Genomic DNA, 17,264 nt, shown 5'->3' with positions numbered 1-17,264 from the left:
GGGATATCATTAAATTTTACGGCGGATGCCGCCAAACACCACCACAGAGGTTAGATCTCACCGCTATGTATCATGTTGTTGCTTCCGATTTAGATGGCACGCTGCTGTCACCCGACCATACCTTATCGCCGTATGCCAAAGAGACACTCAGATTGCTGACAAAAAAAGGGATTCATTTTGTGTTTGCAACCGGACGGCATCATATGGATGTGGCGCAAATCCGCGATGGCCTGGGCATTAGCGCGTTTATGATCACCTCTAATGGCGCACGGGTACATAACACGCAGGGAGAGCTGATTTTCAGTCATAGCCTTGATCAGGACATTGCTCACGATCTGTATCACGTGATGCACGATAACCCGAACATGTTGACGCACGTATACCGCAACGATGACTGGTACATGAATCGTCGGCGGCCGGAAGAGGAGCGTTTTTTCCGGGAATCGATTTTCAGGTACAAACTGTTTGAGCCGGGCCTGCTGGAAACGGATGGCGTCAGCAAGGTGTTCTTTACCTGTGACTCACATGAACAGCTGTTGCCGTTGGAAGAAGCGATCAATGCGCGCTGGGGCGACCGTGTCAATGTGAGTTTTTCAACGTTAACCTGTCTGGAAGTCATGGCGGGTGGCGTATCCAAAGGGCATGCGCTGGAGCAGGTGGCGAAGATCATCGGTTTTTCACTGAAAGAGTGTATCGCCTTCGGGGATGGCATGAATGACTATGAAATGCTGTCGATGGCGGGTAAAGGCTGTGTCATGGAGAATGCGCACCAGCGTCTGAAAAACCTGCTGCCGGATTGTGAAGTGATTGGCACCAATGCAGAAAATGCTGTGCCGAACTATTTGCGGGAGTTGTTCCTGTGATAATCTCGCTTTACCATCCCCTCCAGTTGGGGATGGCCCGCCAGACCGTATGTCACAGATATACGGTTTTTATGAATGGATTAGAAAATATAGAAATGAAATTGGAGAGATAACGGAAAGACAACAGATTTCCCTATTTAATTTGACTTATCGAAATTATATAATAAGAGCAAAATAAAATTATTATGAAATAACTATTCAGGTACAGGATAGACCTGGTTGGGATGAGTTACATCCAGCGATAAAAGATGTTTTAATCGATATGACTTATCAGGGATATAGGGGAGAGACAGCCATGATAGCTGCGACGAAAAATAGCATAGATTATTTTATAGAATATATAACCAATAACCAAACTCTTGTTAGGGATGAGTTGGCAAGGGGTAGGGTTAATTATTTGAAGAATAACAGAGGGTGATATGCGAATTGTTAGTGTTGCAGTAGTCTTTTTCTTTCTCATTTCCTTTGGTTCGTGGGCGAAGACATCAAATGATTATCTGAAAGATAGTGAGAATGGAATATGTAAGGACTTGATTAAAGGGGAAAGTTATCATGAAATATATAATTGTGCAGCTTTGATGGAGAATGACTCCAGGGCAATGCTGGTGAAAAGGATATCCGAAATAAAAGTAGCTTTAGAGAAAATGAATAATAAAGAAATCACTGATGCATTTATACGAGAGCAAAGGTCGTGGGAAGTATATAAAAAAGATAGATGCTCTTATGTCACATTAGGTATAGATAAAAATGAGATGGCATATCAATTTAATTTAGACATATGTAATGCTATCGAAAATTATCGAAGGATAGAAACTTTATATGGGGAACCCTCTTTCCCATAGATGTTATATATAGCATTGATATCTGGGAGTACTAACAGTATTAGGTGTGTGCCAGGCGATAGGTGTTGGCAGAATAATCCTCTGATTTAACGAACAATACGACTATGGCTCGTTATCGTCATTCCGGTATTATTCTGCCCCCTGTTTTCGTCTCAACGGGATGTTCTAGTTTAGCGCGGTTTTTTAAGATAATTCACCGCCTTGTCAGGGAAATCGGTGAACAGGCCGTCAACGTTCGCCTGTTTATAAAGAATATCGTAAAGCTGATCGATGTCCCTGGCATACGTGGGCAGCCTGTCTGCTCGCGCAGTAAACGGGTGAACCTGGAGTTTGTTCTGGTGCGCTTCTTTCACTAGTCCGGTAAACGAAATATGCCCGGTTGTGGCGTCGGGTTTCACCAGCATGTGATAGTCCGGGCCGATACCGTCGGCGTAGGCGGCAATCTGCTTCATGGCGCCCGGTTTGAACATCCAGTCATAGTCGTAGTTTATCCACTTTCCTTCAGACTGCTTCTCATAGGTTTCATGCCAGTCGGTATAGGCAATCAACTGGATCAGGTTCAGGTCCATCTCCATTTCGGGCAGTAGTTCGGTCTTGATGCGTTTAAGCTCTGCGACATCAAAAGACTGTAGGAATACCCGATCGTTTTTCTGAGTGTAGCCGTATTGTTTCAGTACGGTCAGCGTTTCGCGGGCAATGTCTTTACCTTCCTGATGATGGAACCACGGCGCTTTGATTTCAGGGTAGATGCCGATATTTTTGCCGGTTGAATGATTCAGGCCCTGAATAAACTCAATTTCTTCCTGAAAGGTATGGACGTGAAAGTCAGATTTCCACATTGGGAAACGAGTGGGGTAGCTTTGTATCTGTTTGCCGTCTTTAATGTCGAACCCTTCAGTGAATTTCAGCGACTTAATTTCTGACAGCGTGAAGTCAATGGCATAAAACCGGCCATCCTGACGCGCTCGCTGAGGAAAGCGTTCTGCGACATCGGTGACGCGATCAAGATAGTGATCGTGCAGGACGACCAGTGCGTTGTCTTTGGTGAGTACCAGATCCTGCTCCAGATAATCCGCTCCCTGTGCGTAGGCCATGGCTTTGGCTGGCAGCGTATGTTCTGGTAGGTAACCGCTGGCGCCGCGGTGGGCGATAACGATTTTGCTGCTTTGTTCGGCAAGGGCGCCGAATGAAAAGGACAAGGCGATACTGGTGAGAAGTGATTTTACAACGTAGCTCATGCGGTCAAACCTCTTTCTGTTGAGAGACAGGCGGCGTCAGTAGACGCCGCCAGAGGGATGCTTACAAGACGGGATTATGCACGATTGGCTAATTCTTCTTTATGCTTTTTCTCACTGACCATCACTATCAACAGCAGCACGACAGCCAATATGCTGCCCCCGATCATTACCATGAAGCCGCCGTCCCAGCCGAAGAAATCGACGGTATAACCGACAATGGCGCTGGCCGCAACGGAGCCGCCAAGGTAACCGAACAGGCCGGTAAATCCGGCTGCGGTACCCGCGGCTTTTTTCGGCGCCAGTTCCAGTGCGTGCAGACCAATCAGCATGACCGGGCCGTAAATCAGGAAACCGATGATGATCATACAGGCCATGTCTACGTGCGGATTCCCTGCCGGATTCATCCAGTAAACGATCGTTGCGATGGTGACCAGCACCATAAAGAATACGCCGGTCGCCCCACGATTGCCTTTGAAGACCTTATCGGACATCCAGCCGCAGAGCAGCGTGCCGGGAATACCGGCATATTCGTAGAGGAAATACGCCCAGGACGATCTATCCAGTGCAAAGTGTTTCACTTCTTTCAAATAGGTTGGCGACCAGTCAAGGATACCGTAGCGCAGCAGGTAGACGAATACGTTGGCAATGGCGATATACCACAGCAGTTTGTTGGGGAAAACGTACTGCATGAAGATTTGCTTCGCCGTCAGCTCTTCTTCTGCTTTTTCATCGTAATCAATGGGATAATCGTCTTTATACTCTTCAATCGGCGGCAGGCCGCAGGATTGTGGCGTGTCACGCATCAGAGCAAAGGCAATCAGCGCAACCAGAATGGCGGCAAACGCCGGCATGTATAACGCCGCTTTCCAGTCGTTAAACCAGGCCATACCCAGCAGGAACAGCAGCGGTGGCAGACCGCCCCCGACGTTGTGCGCGCAGTTCCAGATGGAAACGATACTGCCGCGTTCTTTCTGAGACCACCAGTGAACCATGGTGCGTCCACACGGAGGCCATCCCATTCCCTGAAACCAGCCACACAGGAACAAGAGAACGAACATCACCGCAATGCTTGATGTTGCCCAGGGGACGAAGCCCATGAACAGCATGACGGAAGCCGCCAGAATCAATCCCGCAGGCAGAAAGACGCGGGGGTTTGAACGGTCGGATACGGAACCCATGATGAATTTGGAAAAACCATAGGCAATTGAGATACCGGATAACGCAAAGCCAAGATCCCCACGGGAAAAGCCCTGTTCGATCAGATAAGGCATTGCCAGCGTGAAGTTTTTGCGTACCAGATAGTAGGCGGCGTAGCCAAAAAATATCCCCATGAAAATCTGCCAGCGCAGGCGGCGATAGACAGGATCAATGTGATCTTCTTCCATTTTCGGCTGGTGGGCCGCAGGCCTAAAAATACTCAGCATAGATATCTCCAATGCGAAAGAAAACGACAATTTATTGTTCTATTACGAACGTAATTGTAGTGAGTAAATCGATGGTTATTTGTGAGTCATGGCTCAAATGTTACGCTTTTATGACAGCGTGACATTTTTTGTGTGCATGTTAACAGAACGGAGGGAATTGAAGGCGTGATTTTAGTGAGTTAAATCACATTTACGGTCTTTCATTATCTATTAATTTTCGTTTTTTGTTCGTTTTTGCTCTTTATCAAACATTAACCTTATATTTTATGTCCCAATAGCAACATACAATGAGCGTCTGGGGCGAGAACATGATGCAGAAGAAAGGGGCATACCGGGAAACCGATGTCGTTATCATTGGCGGCGGCGCGACAGGAGCCGGCATTGCGCGAGATTGTGCATTACGTGGGTTGCGCTGCCTGTTGCTGGAGCGCCACGATATGGCTACGGGCGCCACCGGGCGTAATCACGGTTTGCTGCACAGCGGGGCGCGTTATGCCGTGACGGATGGCGAATCCGCACGCGAATGTATTGAAGAAAATACCATTCTTCGCCGTATTGCCCGCCACTGTATTGAACCCACCGATGGCCTGTTCCTGACGCTGCCGGAAGATGATCTTGCCTGGCAGAGCCAGTTCATTACGGCCTGCCAGCAGGCGGGAATCAATGCGCAGGCCATTGATCCGCAGGAAGCGCTGCGGCTGGAACCGGCGGCCAACCCAACATTGATCGGTGCGGTGCGGGTGCCTGACGGCACCGTGGATCCTTTCCGGCTGACGACAGCCAATATGGTTGACGCCTGCGAGCACGGCGCGATCGTCCTGACATATCATGAAGTTATTGGTTTAATTCGTCAGGGCGATCGCATTACCGGCGTACGCGTTTTCGACCACAAAGATTCTACTGAAACAGAGATATACGCTCAGATTGTGGTGAATGCGGCTGGGATCTGGGGACAGCATATTGCCGAATATGCCGACCTGCGGGTGCGTATGTTTCCGGCCAAAGGCGCATTGCTGATTTTGGGACATCGTATTAACAACATGGTCATCAACCGCTGCCGCAAGCCTGCGGACGCCGATATTCTGGTGCCGGGCGATACGATTTCCCTGATTGGCACGACCTCAACCCGCGTCGATTACGACCAAATCGACAATATGACGGTGACTCCTGATGAAGTTGACACCCTGATTCGTGAAGGCAGCATGCTGGCGCCGCAGCTGGCGACCACGCGTATCTTGCGCGCTTATGCCGGTGTGCGCCCGTTGGTTGCGAACGACAGCGACCCGAGTGGACGGAGCGTGAGCCGTGGCATTGTGCTGCTAGACCACGCCAGCCGCGATGGATTGGAAGGATTTATCACCATTACGGGCGGCAAGCTGATGACGTATCGACTGATGGCCGAATGGGCCACGGACAAAATTTGCGAAAAGCTGGGCCACAACGTTGCCTGTTCCACGGCCCAGAGAGCGCTGCCGGGCTCCGAGCCCACCGGAGAGCGACGCCAGCCGGCTCAATCCACGACAAAACCCACGGATGACAGACAACTGTCGGCGCCGCTGCGAGGATCGGCGATTTATCGTCACGGCGATCGCGCCGGGCGTTTGATCTCGGGAGAACGTCTGGATAGCAGTCTGGTCTGCGAATGTGAAGCGGTCACCGCAGGTGAAGTGCGCTATGCGGTGGAATCGCTACAGGTGAACAACCTGATTGATTTACGCCGGCGTACCCGGGTGGGGATGGGAACGTGTCAGGGCGAGCTGTGCGCGTGTCGGGCGGCGGGGCTGCTATGCCGCCTGGGACAATCGACGCCGGAGCAATCCATTATCCAACTCAGCCAGTTTCTGAATGAACGCTGGAAGGGCATTCGCCCGGTTGCCTGGGGCAATACGCTGCGCGAAAGCGAATTTACCAACTGGGTATATCAGGGGCTGTGCGGCTTGACGGCCGATGACGGTCAGGAGGAACACCATGCGGTATGACGTAGTCATTATTGGCGGCGGTCTGGCGGGGTTAACCTGTGGCATTCGGTTGTCTGAATTGGGAAAACGTTGTGCGATTGTCAGCGCCGGACAAAGCGCGCTGCATTTCTCTTCCGGCGCGTTGGATTTGCTCTCTTGCCTGCCGGATGGCCGCGCGGTAAGTCAGCCATTGAATGCTTTGACCGAATTGGCCCGATTGGCGCCCCAACATCCTTATTCGCGTATCGGTGCCGAACGTATCACGGCATTACTGCCTGAAGCGCAAGCGTTATTAAGCCGTTCTGATATTGCGGTGCTGGGGGATTATCGTCAGAACCATCAACGCATGACGCCTCTGGGCAAGTTTCGTCCCTGCTGGCTCAGCCCTGCCGACAGCGTCACCTGCGGGTTGTCTGAAGCCCTGCATTGGGAAAGGCCGTTAATTGCCGGTATTGAAGGTTTTCTTGATTTTCAATCCCGTATTGTGGCGGGGGCATTGCAGGTTCAGGGGATTGCGGCCCGCAGTGATGATTTAAAACTGCCGGTGCTGGATCGTTTACGTCACAACCCCAGTGAATTTCGGTCGGTGAATATCGCCCGTGTATTGGATCGGCCGGAGAATCTGCCGGCATTGATCGATGAACTGGCGACGCTGGCCAACGGTAATGACGCGATCGTTATGCCTGCCTGTCTGGGGCTGGAAAATGTATCGGTGATGACGGAGCTGCATAATGCGCTCGGCAAACCGGTGCTGCTATTGCCGACGTTGCCGCCATCATTGTTGGGATTGCGTTTGCATCAGGCGCTATCTCGTCGTTTTCGCCAACTGGGCGGCATAGTGATGCCGGGCGACAGAGTGGAGCGTGCCGATCTGACTCCCCATGAGGCGGTGCTGTATACCCATAATCACGGGGATATCCCGCTGCGTGCGGCTCAGGTGGTATTGGCCAGCGGCAGTTTTTTCAGTAATGGCCTGGTGGCGCAATTCGACCAGATCGCTGAGCCGGTATTCGGGCTGGATGTGCGTTTTGACGCACGTCGCGAATGCTGGAGTCAACAAGATGTCTTTGCCGCTCAACCCTATATGCAATTCGGCGTGATGACGGATGAAAATCTGCGGCCCGCCATCGGCGGTAAAACCGTGGATAACCTGTATGCCATCGGCGCGGTACTGGAAGGGTTCGATCCGATTGCTCAAGGCTGCGGAGCGGGAGTATCCATGCTCAGCGCGCTGTATGTTGCCGACCAGATACTGAAGGAGGGCAACCAATGAGTCTGCTTACTGATAACAGTTTTGAAAATTGCATCAAGTGTACGGTATGTACCACCTATTGCCCGGTATCGCGGGTTAACCCTTTGTATCCGGGGCCGAAACAGGCTGGCCCGGACGGCGAGCGCCTGCGCCGTAAAGATCCCGCGCTATACGATGAAGCATTAAAATATTGCACCAACTGTAAGCGCTGTGAAGTGGCTTGCCCTTCAGACGTTAAAATTGGCGACATCATTCAGCGCGCGAAAGCCAGCTACAGTGAACACAAGCCGACATTGCGTGATGCCATCCTGAGTCATACCGATTTTATGGGAACGATGGCGACGCCATTTGCGCCGTTGGTCAATACGGCGACCAGCCTGAAACCCGTGCGTCAGTTACTGGATAAGGCACTGAAAATCGACCATCGCCGCCAGTTACCGAAATATTCTTTCGGTACGTTCCGTCGCTGGTATCGCCAGCAGGCGCAACGACAGCAGCACTATGCCGAACAGATTGCCTATTTTCATGGCTGCTATGTGAATTACAACCATCCCCAATTGGGAAAAGACCTTATTCGGGTCTTTAACGCGCTGGGTATCGGCGTGCAGCTGCTGAGCAAAGAGAAATGCTGCGGTGTGCCGTTGATTGCCAATGGTTATCACGATCAGGCACGCAAGCAGGCGCGTATAAACATCAACTCTCTGGATGAGGCGATCAACGGCAAGGCGATTCCGGTGGTGGCAACCTCATCCAGCTGTACCTTTACGCTACGGGATGAATATCCGCATCTGTTGGGTATCGATAACGGCAATGTCCGTGAAGGCATCGAACTGGTTACCCGCCGGCTCTACCGCCTGCTGGAAGAAGAAGGGCGTACATTGCCGTTGCGTTCACTGCCGCTGCGCGTGGCCTATCATACGCCGTGCCATCTGGAGCGAATGGGGTGGACGGCGTATACGCTCGCGCTGTTGCAGCGGATCCCCGGCATCGAACTGATCGTGCTGGATTCCCAGTGCTGCGGTATCGCCGGCACCTATGGTTTCAAAAAAGAAAATTACACCACGGCGCAGGGGATTGGCGCACCGCTGTTCCGTCAGATAGAAGAAAGCGACGTGGATGTAGTGGTGACGGATTGCGAAACCTGTAAATGGCAAATCGAAATGTCCACCAGTAAACCCTGTGAACATCCGATTACGCTATTGGCCCGGGCGCTGGTTCAGGAGTAACTGCGCGTTGCTGATTACTGCCTTTTACATGCAATGAGCGATGTCTGTCCGGGGTAAAAAAATACTTTACAGACGCGAATGATAATGATTATTATTGTCATGCGTTCCGGGGAAACCAACGGTTCTGTCAGTGTGATCCTTTGTATAGACAAGGTCTCTATGGATGATATGCACATGACAAACGTCGGTTTTGCTGTGAAGGCACGACATTGCTCACATTGCTTCCAGTATTTATTTAGCCAGCTCGGGTGCTGGCTTTTTTTTTGCCTGCGATTTGCTCTCCCTCTGCTGAAATCCGTGTTGCCATCCTGTTCTGATTTTTTGAACAGCGCGTTAAATTTTTTACGCTATCTTATTCTTTAGCACCCGTTAGACTTTACTTATCAAAGTACGGGAGTAACTGACATGATCTATTTACGTAAAGCGCAACAGCGCGGGCACGCGAACCACGGTTGGCTGGATAGCTGGCACACATTTTCATTTGCTGATTATTACGATCGTGAATTCATGGGCTTTTCGGCGCTGCGCGTCATCAATGAAGACCGGATCGAAGGCGGACAAGGTTTTGGTACGCATCCGCACAAAGACATGGAAATCCTGACCTATATTTTGAGCGGGACGATTGAACATCAGGACAGCATGGGCAACAAGGAGCAGATTCAGGCCGGTGAGTTCCAGATCATGAGCGCCGGCACCGGCATCCGTCACTCTGAATACAACGCCAGCCGCGATGAATTGCTGCATCTGTACCAGATTTGGATCATCCCTGAAAAAGCGGGTCTGACGCCACGTTATGACCAGAAACGTTTTGATGTTCCACAGGGACGGCAATTGGTGCTGTCGCCCGATGCCCGTGATGGCTCCCTGAAAGTTTTTCAGGATATGACATTGTGGCGCTGGGCGTTGAAACCGCAGGAGCAGTCTATTTATCAGGTTCAGGCGGGACGCCGCATCTGGATTCAGGTGGTGCGCGGCAGTGTGGAAATTAATGGACACAAGGCCGAAACCAGCGATGCTTTCGCGATTTGGGACGAAGAAACGCTATCGGTTCATGCCAGCAAAGACAGCGAGATTTTGCTGTTTGATTTGCCGCCGGTGTAGGTAACTTCTTGGGCATAGACGTGAGCGTCAGGCCGGATTTATGGCTCCACATCGTCAGGATGCTTCCCCTTTTCCTGATGTCGGAAAACCGTGGCGGCGTTCACGGTTTTCTGTTTTCAGACTGCTATATTGCTTGAGCGGTATGTTTTTTCATCAAATCTATGTCTCATTATTATGTTGTGATTCTTTTATACAAAACCTAAGCATTACTGTGCTTTTCGGGTGTCCCTTATCAGGACCAGAGGCGCAGTGGTGTTTAGGTTTTTTTATGACGGGCGTCCTGCCCGTCACCCTGCGGGCCGTCGCATGCGACGTTGAAAATTTCTCCCGGAAATTTTTTATGACGGGCGGTCCTGTCTGTTACCCTGCGGCCGTCGCCGCCATGTGACGTTATAGCTTCATATATGCCCGCACGCCGTCCAGGAACATCTGGGTCGAGAGCATGACCAGAATCAACCCCATCAATTTTTCCAACGCGCTGACGCCTTTCTCTCCCAACAGACGTAAAAACAAATCTGACATCAACAGAATAATGAAAGAGATGGACCAGGCGATAAACAGCGCGAGGGTCAGATGTGATAGTTGATGAGGATATTGATGTGACAGCAGCATCAGCGCGGCGAGGATCGACGGGCCGGCGACCAGCGGAATTGCCATGGGAACCAGAAAAGGCTCCTCACCCGCGGGCAAGCCGCTGCTGTTTCCCTCCTGGGAGGGAAATATCATGCGAATGGCTATCAGGAACAGCACAATCCCGCCCGAGATGGATACCGTTTCTGTCCGCAGGCTGAGAAACGCCAGAATGCGCTCGCCGGCAAAGAGAAAGATCAGCATCAGCCCCAGAGCGATAAGCATCTCGCGAATCAGCACGACACGCCGGCGTTTAGGGTCCAAATGCTTCAGCACCGACATAAAGATAGGCAGGTTGCCAAGGGGATCCATGATTAGCAGTAACAGGACTGTTGCCGAGATCATTTCTGACATTGTGGTTTTTTACTCCTGAAATCCCATTTCCTGAAATGACGTGATGACGGATGTCACCCGCATAAAGATGACGATATTAGAATGACTGCTAAAAAACGTGGCGCTATCGAATAAATTCACTTGCGACTTTATGTACATTTTGTATGGTGGAAATACATGCATAATGTGTTTACTACAATACACCCGTCTTCTTTCAAGTTGCATCGGTGTTGGTCGCCAGAATTATTTTTGTTATCCCCAAGGCAGGACAGTTACCATGAAAAATGTTGGTTTTATTGGCTGGCGCGGTATGGTCGGTTCGGTTCTCATGCAGCGCATGGTGGAAGAACGCGATTTTGATGCAATCCGCCCGGTATTCTTTTCTACTTCTCAGCACGGCGAACCGGCTCCGACGTTGGGAGGACAGCAAGGCGTATTGCAGGACGCTTACAATCTGGATGCGTTGCGCGCGCTGGATATCATCATCACCTGTCAAGGGGGTGATTATACCAATGAAGTCTATCCGAAACTGCGTGAAAGTGGCTGGCAGGGTTACTGGATTGATGCCGCGTCCTCACTGCGTATGAAAGACGACGCCATTATTATTCTGGATCCGGTTAACCACGCGGTGATTAAACAGGGTCTGGATAAAGGCATTAAAACGTTTGTCGGTGGTAACTGTACCGTCAGCCTGATGCTGATGTCGCTGGGCGGTCTGTTTGCCAACGATCTGGTTGACTGGGTATCGGTCGCGACCTATCAGGCGGCTTCCGGCGGCGGTGCGCGCCATATGCGTGAATTGCTGACGCAGATGGGCATTCTAAGTGGCGAAGTCGCCAAAGAACTGCAAGATCCGGCGTCTGCCATTCTGGATATTGAACGTAAAGTAACGGCGCTGACGCGCAGCGGCACATTACCGACCGATAACTTCGGCGTACCGCTGGCGGGCAGCCTGATCCCGTGGATCGACAAACAGCTGGATAACGGTCAGAGCCGTGAAGAATGGAAAGGTCAGGCGGAAACCAACAAGATCCTCGGCACCAGCCAGGCGATCCCGGTTGATGGCCTGTGTGTTCGCGTGGGGGCACTGCGCTGCCATAGCCAGGCGTTTACCATCAAGCTGAAAAAAGACGTGGCGCTGCCGGAAATCGAGCAATTGCTGGCCACTCACAATGACTGGGTGAAAGTGGTGCCGAACGATCGTGAGATCACGATGCGTGAACTGACGCCGGCCGCCGTCACCGGTACGCTGTCGACGCCGGTTGGCCGCCTGCGCAAGCTGAACATGGGGCCGGAATATTTGTCCGCCTTCACGGTCGGCGATCAGCTGCTGTGGGGAGCGGCTGAACCGCTGCGCCGTATGCTGCGTATCCTGCTGTAACTGTCTTTGGTCTGGCGCAATTCCGCTCACGATTGCGCCAGCTTTCTTTTTCCCCTGTCCTTCGCCTTTTCCTGCCCGCGATTGCTTTCTGCGTTATCACTTAATTGAGATGAAGCGTATTCATTACGCCAGCGGCCTTTTATAATGGCCTGATGGTAATGCCGTTCACTCGATTGGCATTACCCTCCCAGACGGGTTCTACCGGTGACCATGAGCGCTGACCCACCCCATTTTCACGAGGCTATGATGCAAAGACTGACAATTTCAATGGATGATCAACTGGCGCAGGACTTTGACGAGCTGATGGCGCGTAAAGGGTATGCCAACCGTTCCGAAGCGTTTCGCGATATGCTGCGCCGGGAACTGGGTGAAATGACGCGGAAAACGGATCAAGAGGGCGAATGCGTGGCGGTGCTGAGCTACGTTTACGATCATCACGAACGTCAGCTTTCCAGCCGGCTGGCGGAAATGCAGCACGACCATCACGATCTGACGGTATCCACCATGCATACCCATCTGAGCCATGAAGAGTGCGTCGAGACGGTTATTCTGCGCGGTACTGCCGCATTGGTTGAACGGTTTGCCGAATCCGTGATGGCGCAAACCGGCGTTCGTCACGGGCAGTTGAACCTCATCCCGCTGTCACCTGTCGTTTGAACGTGAGCGTGTGAACAAGGTTTCGCCTATGGCCAGTTAAGCGCCGCCGAATGAGCCGATGCGAAACCTCCTGCCGTCAGGCCGCCTCTCCAATGCCCTCCAGCGCTTTACGCGGCGAAATCAGCGGTACGCGTACCTCAACCCGGGTGAATTTGTCAGGCTCGCAGACTACCGTGATGCCATAACGACTGCCGTAGCGGGCTTTGATACGGTGATCCACCAGATTCATTCCCAGTCCGTCGCCGCCTCTGGGGGGTTGGTACATGCCGGCATTGTCTTCTACCGTCAGTTCCAGCGTATTGGCGTGCATGCGCCCGCTAATGTGAATATAGCCATTCTCAATCATCTGGGAAATGCCGTGCTTGATCGCATTCTCGACGATAGGTTGCAGGGAAAATGCCGGTAAGCGGGCTTGCAGCAATTCATCTGGCAGGGACATCTCCACCGTCAGATGATCGGCGAAGCGTGCTTTCTCGATTTCCAGATAAGCATTGACGTGTTCCATCTCGTCGTTAAGCGACACTTCATCATTGCTGCGTTTGAGGTTTTTGCGGAAAAAGGTCGACAGAGAGAGTACCAGCTGACGCGCGTGGGCAGGATTACGACGAATCACCGCCGATAAGGTGTTCAGCGCGTTAAACAGAAAATGTGGGTTGACCTGTGCGTGCAGCAGCTTGATTTCCGACTGCGCCAGCAGCTGTTTTTGCTGTTCGAAGCGTCCGGCCAGAATCTGTGCGGAAAGCAGGTGGGCGATACCTTCTCCCAGCGTGCGATTGATGCTGGAAAACAATTTATTCTTGGGTTCATACAGTTTGATGGTGCCGATGACGCGCTGTTCTTCGCCACGCAACGGGATAACCAGCGTTGAACCCAGCTTGCAATTGGAAGAAATTGAACAGGTATAGGACACCTCGTTGCCATCGGCGTAGACGACCTGATTGTTCTCAATGGCACGTCGGGTATGAGACGAGGTGATCGGCGAGTCGACTTTATGGTGATCGTCACCCAGCCCGATAAACGCCAGCAATTTATCGCGGTCGGTAATGGCTACCGCGCCCACCCCCAGCTCTTCATACAGAATACGCGCCACGCGCATACTGTTTTGCTGGTTAAAACCCTGACGTAAGGCACCTTCGGCACGGGCCGCGATTTGCAGGGCCTTGGCGGAAAAGGCAGACGTGTATTTCTCGAAAATCGCCCGCCTGTCGAGCAGGATACGCATGAACATGGCGGAGCCAATGGTGTTGGTTATCATCATTGGTAAGGCGATGTCTCTCACCAGTTCCACGGCGCTGTCGAATGGACGGGCCACCAGCAGGATAATCACCATTTGCAGGATTTCTGCCACCAGCGCGGTCAACCCCACCACTAACGGCTGGAACAGCAGGTCAATGCGATTACGCCGCGCCAGATAACGATGTAACAGGCCGCCGATCAACCCTTCGGCAATGGTCGACAGCATACAGGCCAATGCGGTCATCCCGCCCATGGAATAACGATGAAGTCCACCGGTCAATCCCACCAGAAAGCCTACTGAAGGGCCGCCCAGCATCCCGCCCAGCACGGCGCCCGTCGCGCGAGTATTGGCAATGGAATCATCAATATGCAGGCCGAAGTAAGTCCCCATGATGCAGAACATGGAAAAAACCAGATAGCACACCAGCTTGTGGGGCAGGCGGATGGTGACCTGCATCAGCGGGATGAAAAGCGGGGTTTTACTCAACAGGTAGGCGATGACCAGATAGACGCACATCTGTTGCAGTAAAGAAAGGATTAGATCGACCTGACTGACCATGGCTAATGACCTCGTAATGCTCAAGCCAGCAGATTGTACTGCTTTTCTTTGGTACACGAACCGATCTTTAAACAAAAGGTACTAAAAATATATAGTCATAATTTATTCATATAAATATAAACAGAAAAATTTAACTAGTTCTCAGATATTTGTAGGTTCTTTGACTAAGCTGGGTTACAGGCGGCATGTTAGTGAACTCTTTCATACTATTAAATATTTTTTAAAAGTATGCATAATTCATTAGTTTGCTAATAAATCTTTATTTTAATTGAATTTATTCTGTATGCCATCCGTTCAGCGCATGCAAAAAAATACAAATGAGGAGTGATGACTTATTTATATAACATATTTATTTAATTCAAATGGTTAATCAGAGGATGGATACCATGCCAGAATTTTCCGATGCGATTAACGCACTTATTGATGGACATTATGCCGATCCCTTCTCGCTGCTGGGAATGCATCAAACCGCTAAAGGTATAGAAGTCAGGGCACTATTACCGGATGCACAGGAGGTATGGCTTGTCGATGCGACGAACGGCCGAAAAGTTATTGAATTGAAACAGATTGATGCGCGTGGCTTTTTTTGTGGCGTGCTGCCGCGTAGAAAAAAAACCTTTCACTATCAGCTCGCGGTAACCTGGCAGCAAGAAACCTATCTGATTGAAGACCCCTACCGTTTTGGCCCCTTGTTACAGGATATGGATATCTGGCTGCTGGCCGAAGGCACGCACTTACGTCCCTATGAGCGCTTAGGGGCCCATCTGGAAACGCTGGACGGGGTGGAAGGGACGCGTTTTGCCGTCTGGGCGCCCAATGCGCAGCGGGTATCGGTGGTGGGGCAGTTCAATTTCTGGGATGGGCGTCGTCATCCCATGCGTTTAAGAAAAGAGAATGGCATCTGGGAACTGTTTTTGCCCGGAGTGACCCAGGGACAGTTGTATAAATACGAGATGATTGACTGTCATGGCAGCGTCCGCCTGAAAGCCGACCCTTACGCATTTGAAGCGCAAATGCGGCCTGATACCGCCTCTCTGATTACCCCGCTGCCGGAAAAAGTCCCGGTGAGCGAAGCCCGCCGTCAGGCCAATAGCCTCCAGGCCCCGATTTCCATCTATGAAGTGCATCTGGGGTCCTGGCGGCGGCATACGGATAACAATTTCTGGCTCAGCTATCAGGATCTGGCTACTCAACTGATTGCCTACGTTAAAGAGATGGGCTTTACCCATATTGAGCTGATGCCCATCAATGAACACCCGTTTGACGGCAGTTGGGGCTATCAGCCGCTTGGGCTGTACGCGCCAACGCGCCGCTTTGGTACGCCGCAGGAGTTCAGGCGGTTTATCGATGCCTTTCACGAGGCGGGTATCAATGTGCTGCTGGATTGGGTGCCGGGACATTTCCCCGGCGACGAATACGGTCTGGCCCAGTTCGACGGTACGGCGCTGTATGAATACGCCGATCCTCGCGAGGGCTATCATCAGGACTGGAATACCCTGATCTATAACTACGGGCGTCATGAAGTGCGTAACTATCTGGCGGGCAACGCCCTGTTCTGGATGGAGCACTATGGTATCGACGGACTCCGGGTGGATGCGGTTGCATCGATGATTTACCGCGACTACAGCCGTAACGAAGGGGAGTGGGTGCCTAACTACTACGGCGGCAAAGAGAACCTCGAAGCGATTGCTTTCCTGCGTTACACCAACCAGATGCTGGGCCATGCCTATTCCAGCGCGGTGACCATTGCGGAAGAATCGACGGACTATCCGGGGGTTACGCTGCCGCCGGACTGCAACGGTCTGGGGTTCCACTACAAATGGAATATGGGCTGGATGCACGACACCCTGTCTTATATGCAGCACGATCCGATTCACCGCAAATATCACCACGATCTGCTGACGTTCGGCATGCTGTATGCCTACAGCGAAAATTTTGTTCTGCCGATCTCCCATGACGAAGTGGTGCACGGCAAGCGATCGCTGCTTGACAGAATGCCCGGCGACGCCTGGCAAAAGTTCGCCAACCTGCGCGCCTATTACGGTTTTATGTGGGCTTATCCAGGCAAGAAACTGCTGTTTATGGGCTGTGAGTTTGCTCAGGGACGCGAATGGAATTACGACGCCAGTCTGGACTGGCACTTACTGGATGAGCCGGAAGGCTGGCATCGCGGTGTTCAGCATCTGGTGCGCGATCTCAACCACTGCTATCGCCAGCAGCCGCCGCTGTATCAGCTTGATTTTCAGTCACAGGGATTTGAATGGCTCGTGGTGGATGACCGGGAAAATTCCGTTTTCGCCTTCGTGCGGCGCGATGAACAGGGTAATGAGGTGCTGGTGGTCAGCAATTTCACGCCCGTACCGCGCTACGCTTACCGCATCGGGATTAACCAGCCCGGCCGCTGGCGGGAAATCATTAATACTGATTCGGGCTACTACCACGGCAGCAATCTGGGCAACGAAGGGCCGGTGGATAGCGAAAATATCGGTAGCCATCAACGCCCTCAGTCACTGGTGCTGACGATTCCTCCGTTGGCAACGCTGTATCTGGTGAAGGAGGCGTAA

At 51.8% G+C, this 17,264-nt stretch carries 13 protein-coding genes and 1 pseudogene; 10 read left to right on the top strand and 4 right to left on the bottom strand.

The window, feature by feature from the left end:
* The first annotated feature begins 65 nt into the window (after positions 1-65).
* The gene (gene yigL / locus DDT52_RS18045; protein WP_136157586.1) at positions 66-863 is read left to right on the top strand and encodes a sugar/pyridoxal phosphate phosphatase YigL; all 798 of its coding nucleotides are present in this window, start codon (positions 66-68) and stop codon (positions 861-863) included.
* A gap of 419 nt (positions 864-1,282) precedes the next feature.
* Entirely contained in the window at positions 1,283-1,705 is a 423-nt protein-coding gene (locus DDT52_RS18040) for a lysozyme inhibitor LprI family protein (protein WP_136157585.1), read from the top strand.
* Positions 1,706-1,875: 170 nt separating this feature from the next.
* On the opposite strand, the gene glpQ is transcribed toward DDT52_RS18040, so the two are convergent.
* Positions 1,876-2,943 carry a glycerophosphodiester phosphodiesterase gene (gene glpQ, locus DDT52_RS18035; RefSeq protein ID WP_136157584.1) on the bottom strand — a complete coding sequence of 356 codons (1,068 nt, stop codon included), beginning with the start codon at positions 2,941-2,943 and terminating at the stop codon, positions 1,876-1,878.
* Between the two features lie 74 nt (positions 2,944-3,017).
* Positions 3,018-4,367 carry a glycerol-3-phosphate transporter gene (gene glpT, locus DDT52_RS18030; RefSeq protein WP_136157583.1) on the bottom strand — a complete coding sequence of 450 codons (1,350 nt, stop codon included), beginning with the start codon at positions 4,365-4,367 and terminating at the stop codon, positions 3,018-3,020.
* A 308-nt stretch (positions 4,368-4,675) separates the two neighbouring features.
* On the opposite strand from glpT, the gene glpA reads away from it, so the two are divergent.
* The 5 genes and pseudogenes from glpA (at position 4,676) to DDT52_RS18010 (ending at position 9,904) form a co-directional block, all read left to right on the top strand.
* Positions 4,676-6,346, top strand: coding sequence for an anaerobic glycerol-3-phosphate dehydrogenase subunit A (glpA, locus tag DDT52_RS18025; RefSeq protein ID WP_136157582.1), 1,671 nt, complete (start codon positions 4,676-4,678; stop codon positions 6,344-6,346).
* On the top strand, positions 6,336-7,598 hold the full coding sequence (gene glpB, locus DDT52_RS18020) for a glycerol-3-phosphate dehydrogenase subunit GlpB (RefSeq protein ID WP_136157581.1): 1,263 nt from the start codon (positions 6,336-6,338) through the stop codon (positions 7,596-7,598). Before glpA ends, glpB begins: the two co-directional genes overlap by 11 nt.
* A complete protein-coding gene (gene glpC, locus DDT52_RS18015; protein ID WP_136157580.1) occupies positions 7,595-8,803 on the top strand; it encodes an anaerobic glycerol-3-phosphate dehydrogenase subunit GlpC in 1,209 nt (402 codons plus the stop codon). Before glpB ends, glpC begins: the two co-directional genes overlap by 4 nt.
* A 78-nt stretch (positions 8,804-8,881) precedes the next feature.
* A pseudogene (locus tag DDT52_RS21520) lies at positions 8,882-9,071 on the top strand (hypothetical protein); the annotation flags it as partial.
* 137 nt (positions 9,072-9,208) lie between these two features.
* Positions 9,209-9,904 (top strand): pirin family protein, encoded by a 696-nt coding sequence (locus DDT52_RS18010; RefSeq protein WP_136157579.1) that lies wholly within the window; start codon positions 9,209-9,211, stop codon positions 9,902-9,904.
* 390 nt (positions 9,905-10,294) lie between these two features.
* Here the strand turns inward: DDT52_RS18010 and DDT52_RS18005 are convergent, their stop codons facing one another.
* Entirely contained in the window at positions 10,295-10,888 is a 594-nt protein-coding gene (locus tag DDT52_RS18005) for a YhgN family NAAT transporter (protein WP_136157578.1), read from the bottom strand.
* Positions 10,889-11,144: 256 nt separating this feature from the next.
* On the opposite strand from DDT52_RS18005, the gene asd reads away from it, so the two are divergent.
* Entirely contained in the window at positions 11,145-12,248 is a 1,104-nt protein-coding gene (asd, locus tag DDT52_RS17995) for an aspartate-semialdehyde dehydrogenase (RefSeq protein WP_109054797.1), read from the top strand.
* A 246-nt stretch (positions 12,249-12,494) separates the two neighbouring features.
* On the top strand, positions 12,495-12,905 hold the full coding sequence (gene nikR / locus DDT52_RS17990) for a nickel-responsive transcriptional regulator NikR (RefSeq protein WP_109054875.1): 411 nt from the start codon (positions 12,495-12,497) through the stop codon (positions 12,903-12,905).
* 76 nt (positions 12,906-12,981) lie between these two features.
* Here nikR and DDT52_RS17985 read toward each other — a convergent pair whose 3' ends face one another.
* Positions 12,982-14,700, bottom strand: a complete 1,719-nt coding sequence (locus DDT52_RS17985; RefSeq protein WP_109054796.1) for a sensor histidine kinase — start codon at positions 14,698-14,700, stop codon at positions 12,982-12,984.
* 386 nt (positions 14,701-15,086) lie between these two features.
* Here DDT52_RS17985 and glgB point away from each other — a divergent pair, with 386 nt between their 5' ends.
* Positions 15,087-17,264 (top strand): 1,4-alpha-glucan branching enzyme, encoded by a 2,178-nt coding sequence (gene glgB, locus DDT52_RS17980; RefSeq protein WP_136157576.1) that lies wholly within the window; start codon positions 15,087-15,089, stop codon positions 17,262-17,264.

The organism is Brenneria roseae subsp. roseae, from assembly GCF_003115845.1.
Classification (GTDB): domain Bacteria; phylum Pseudomonadota; class Gammaproteobacteria; order Enterobacterales; family Enterobacteriaceae; genus Brenneria; species Brenneria roseae.
Note: the sequence above shows the minus strand (reverse complement) of the source record. Positions and strands in the feature narration are given on the sequence as shown.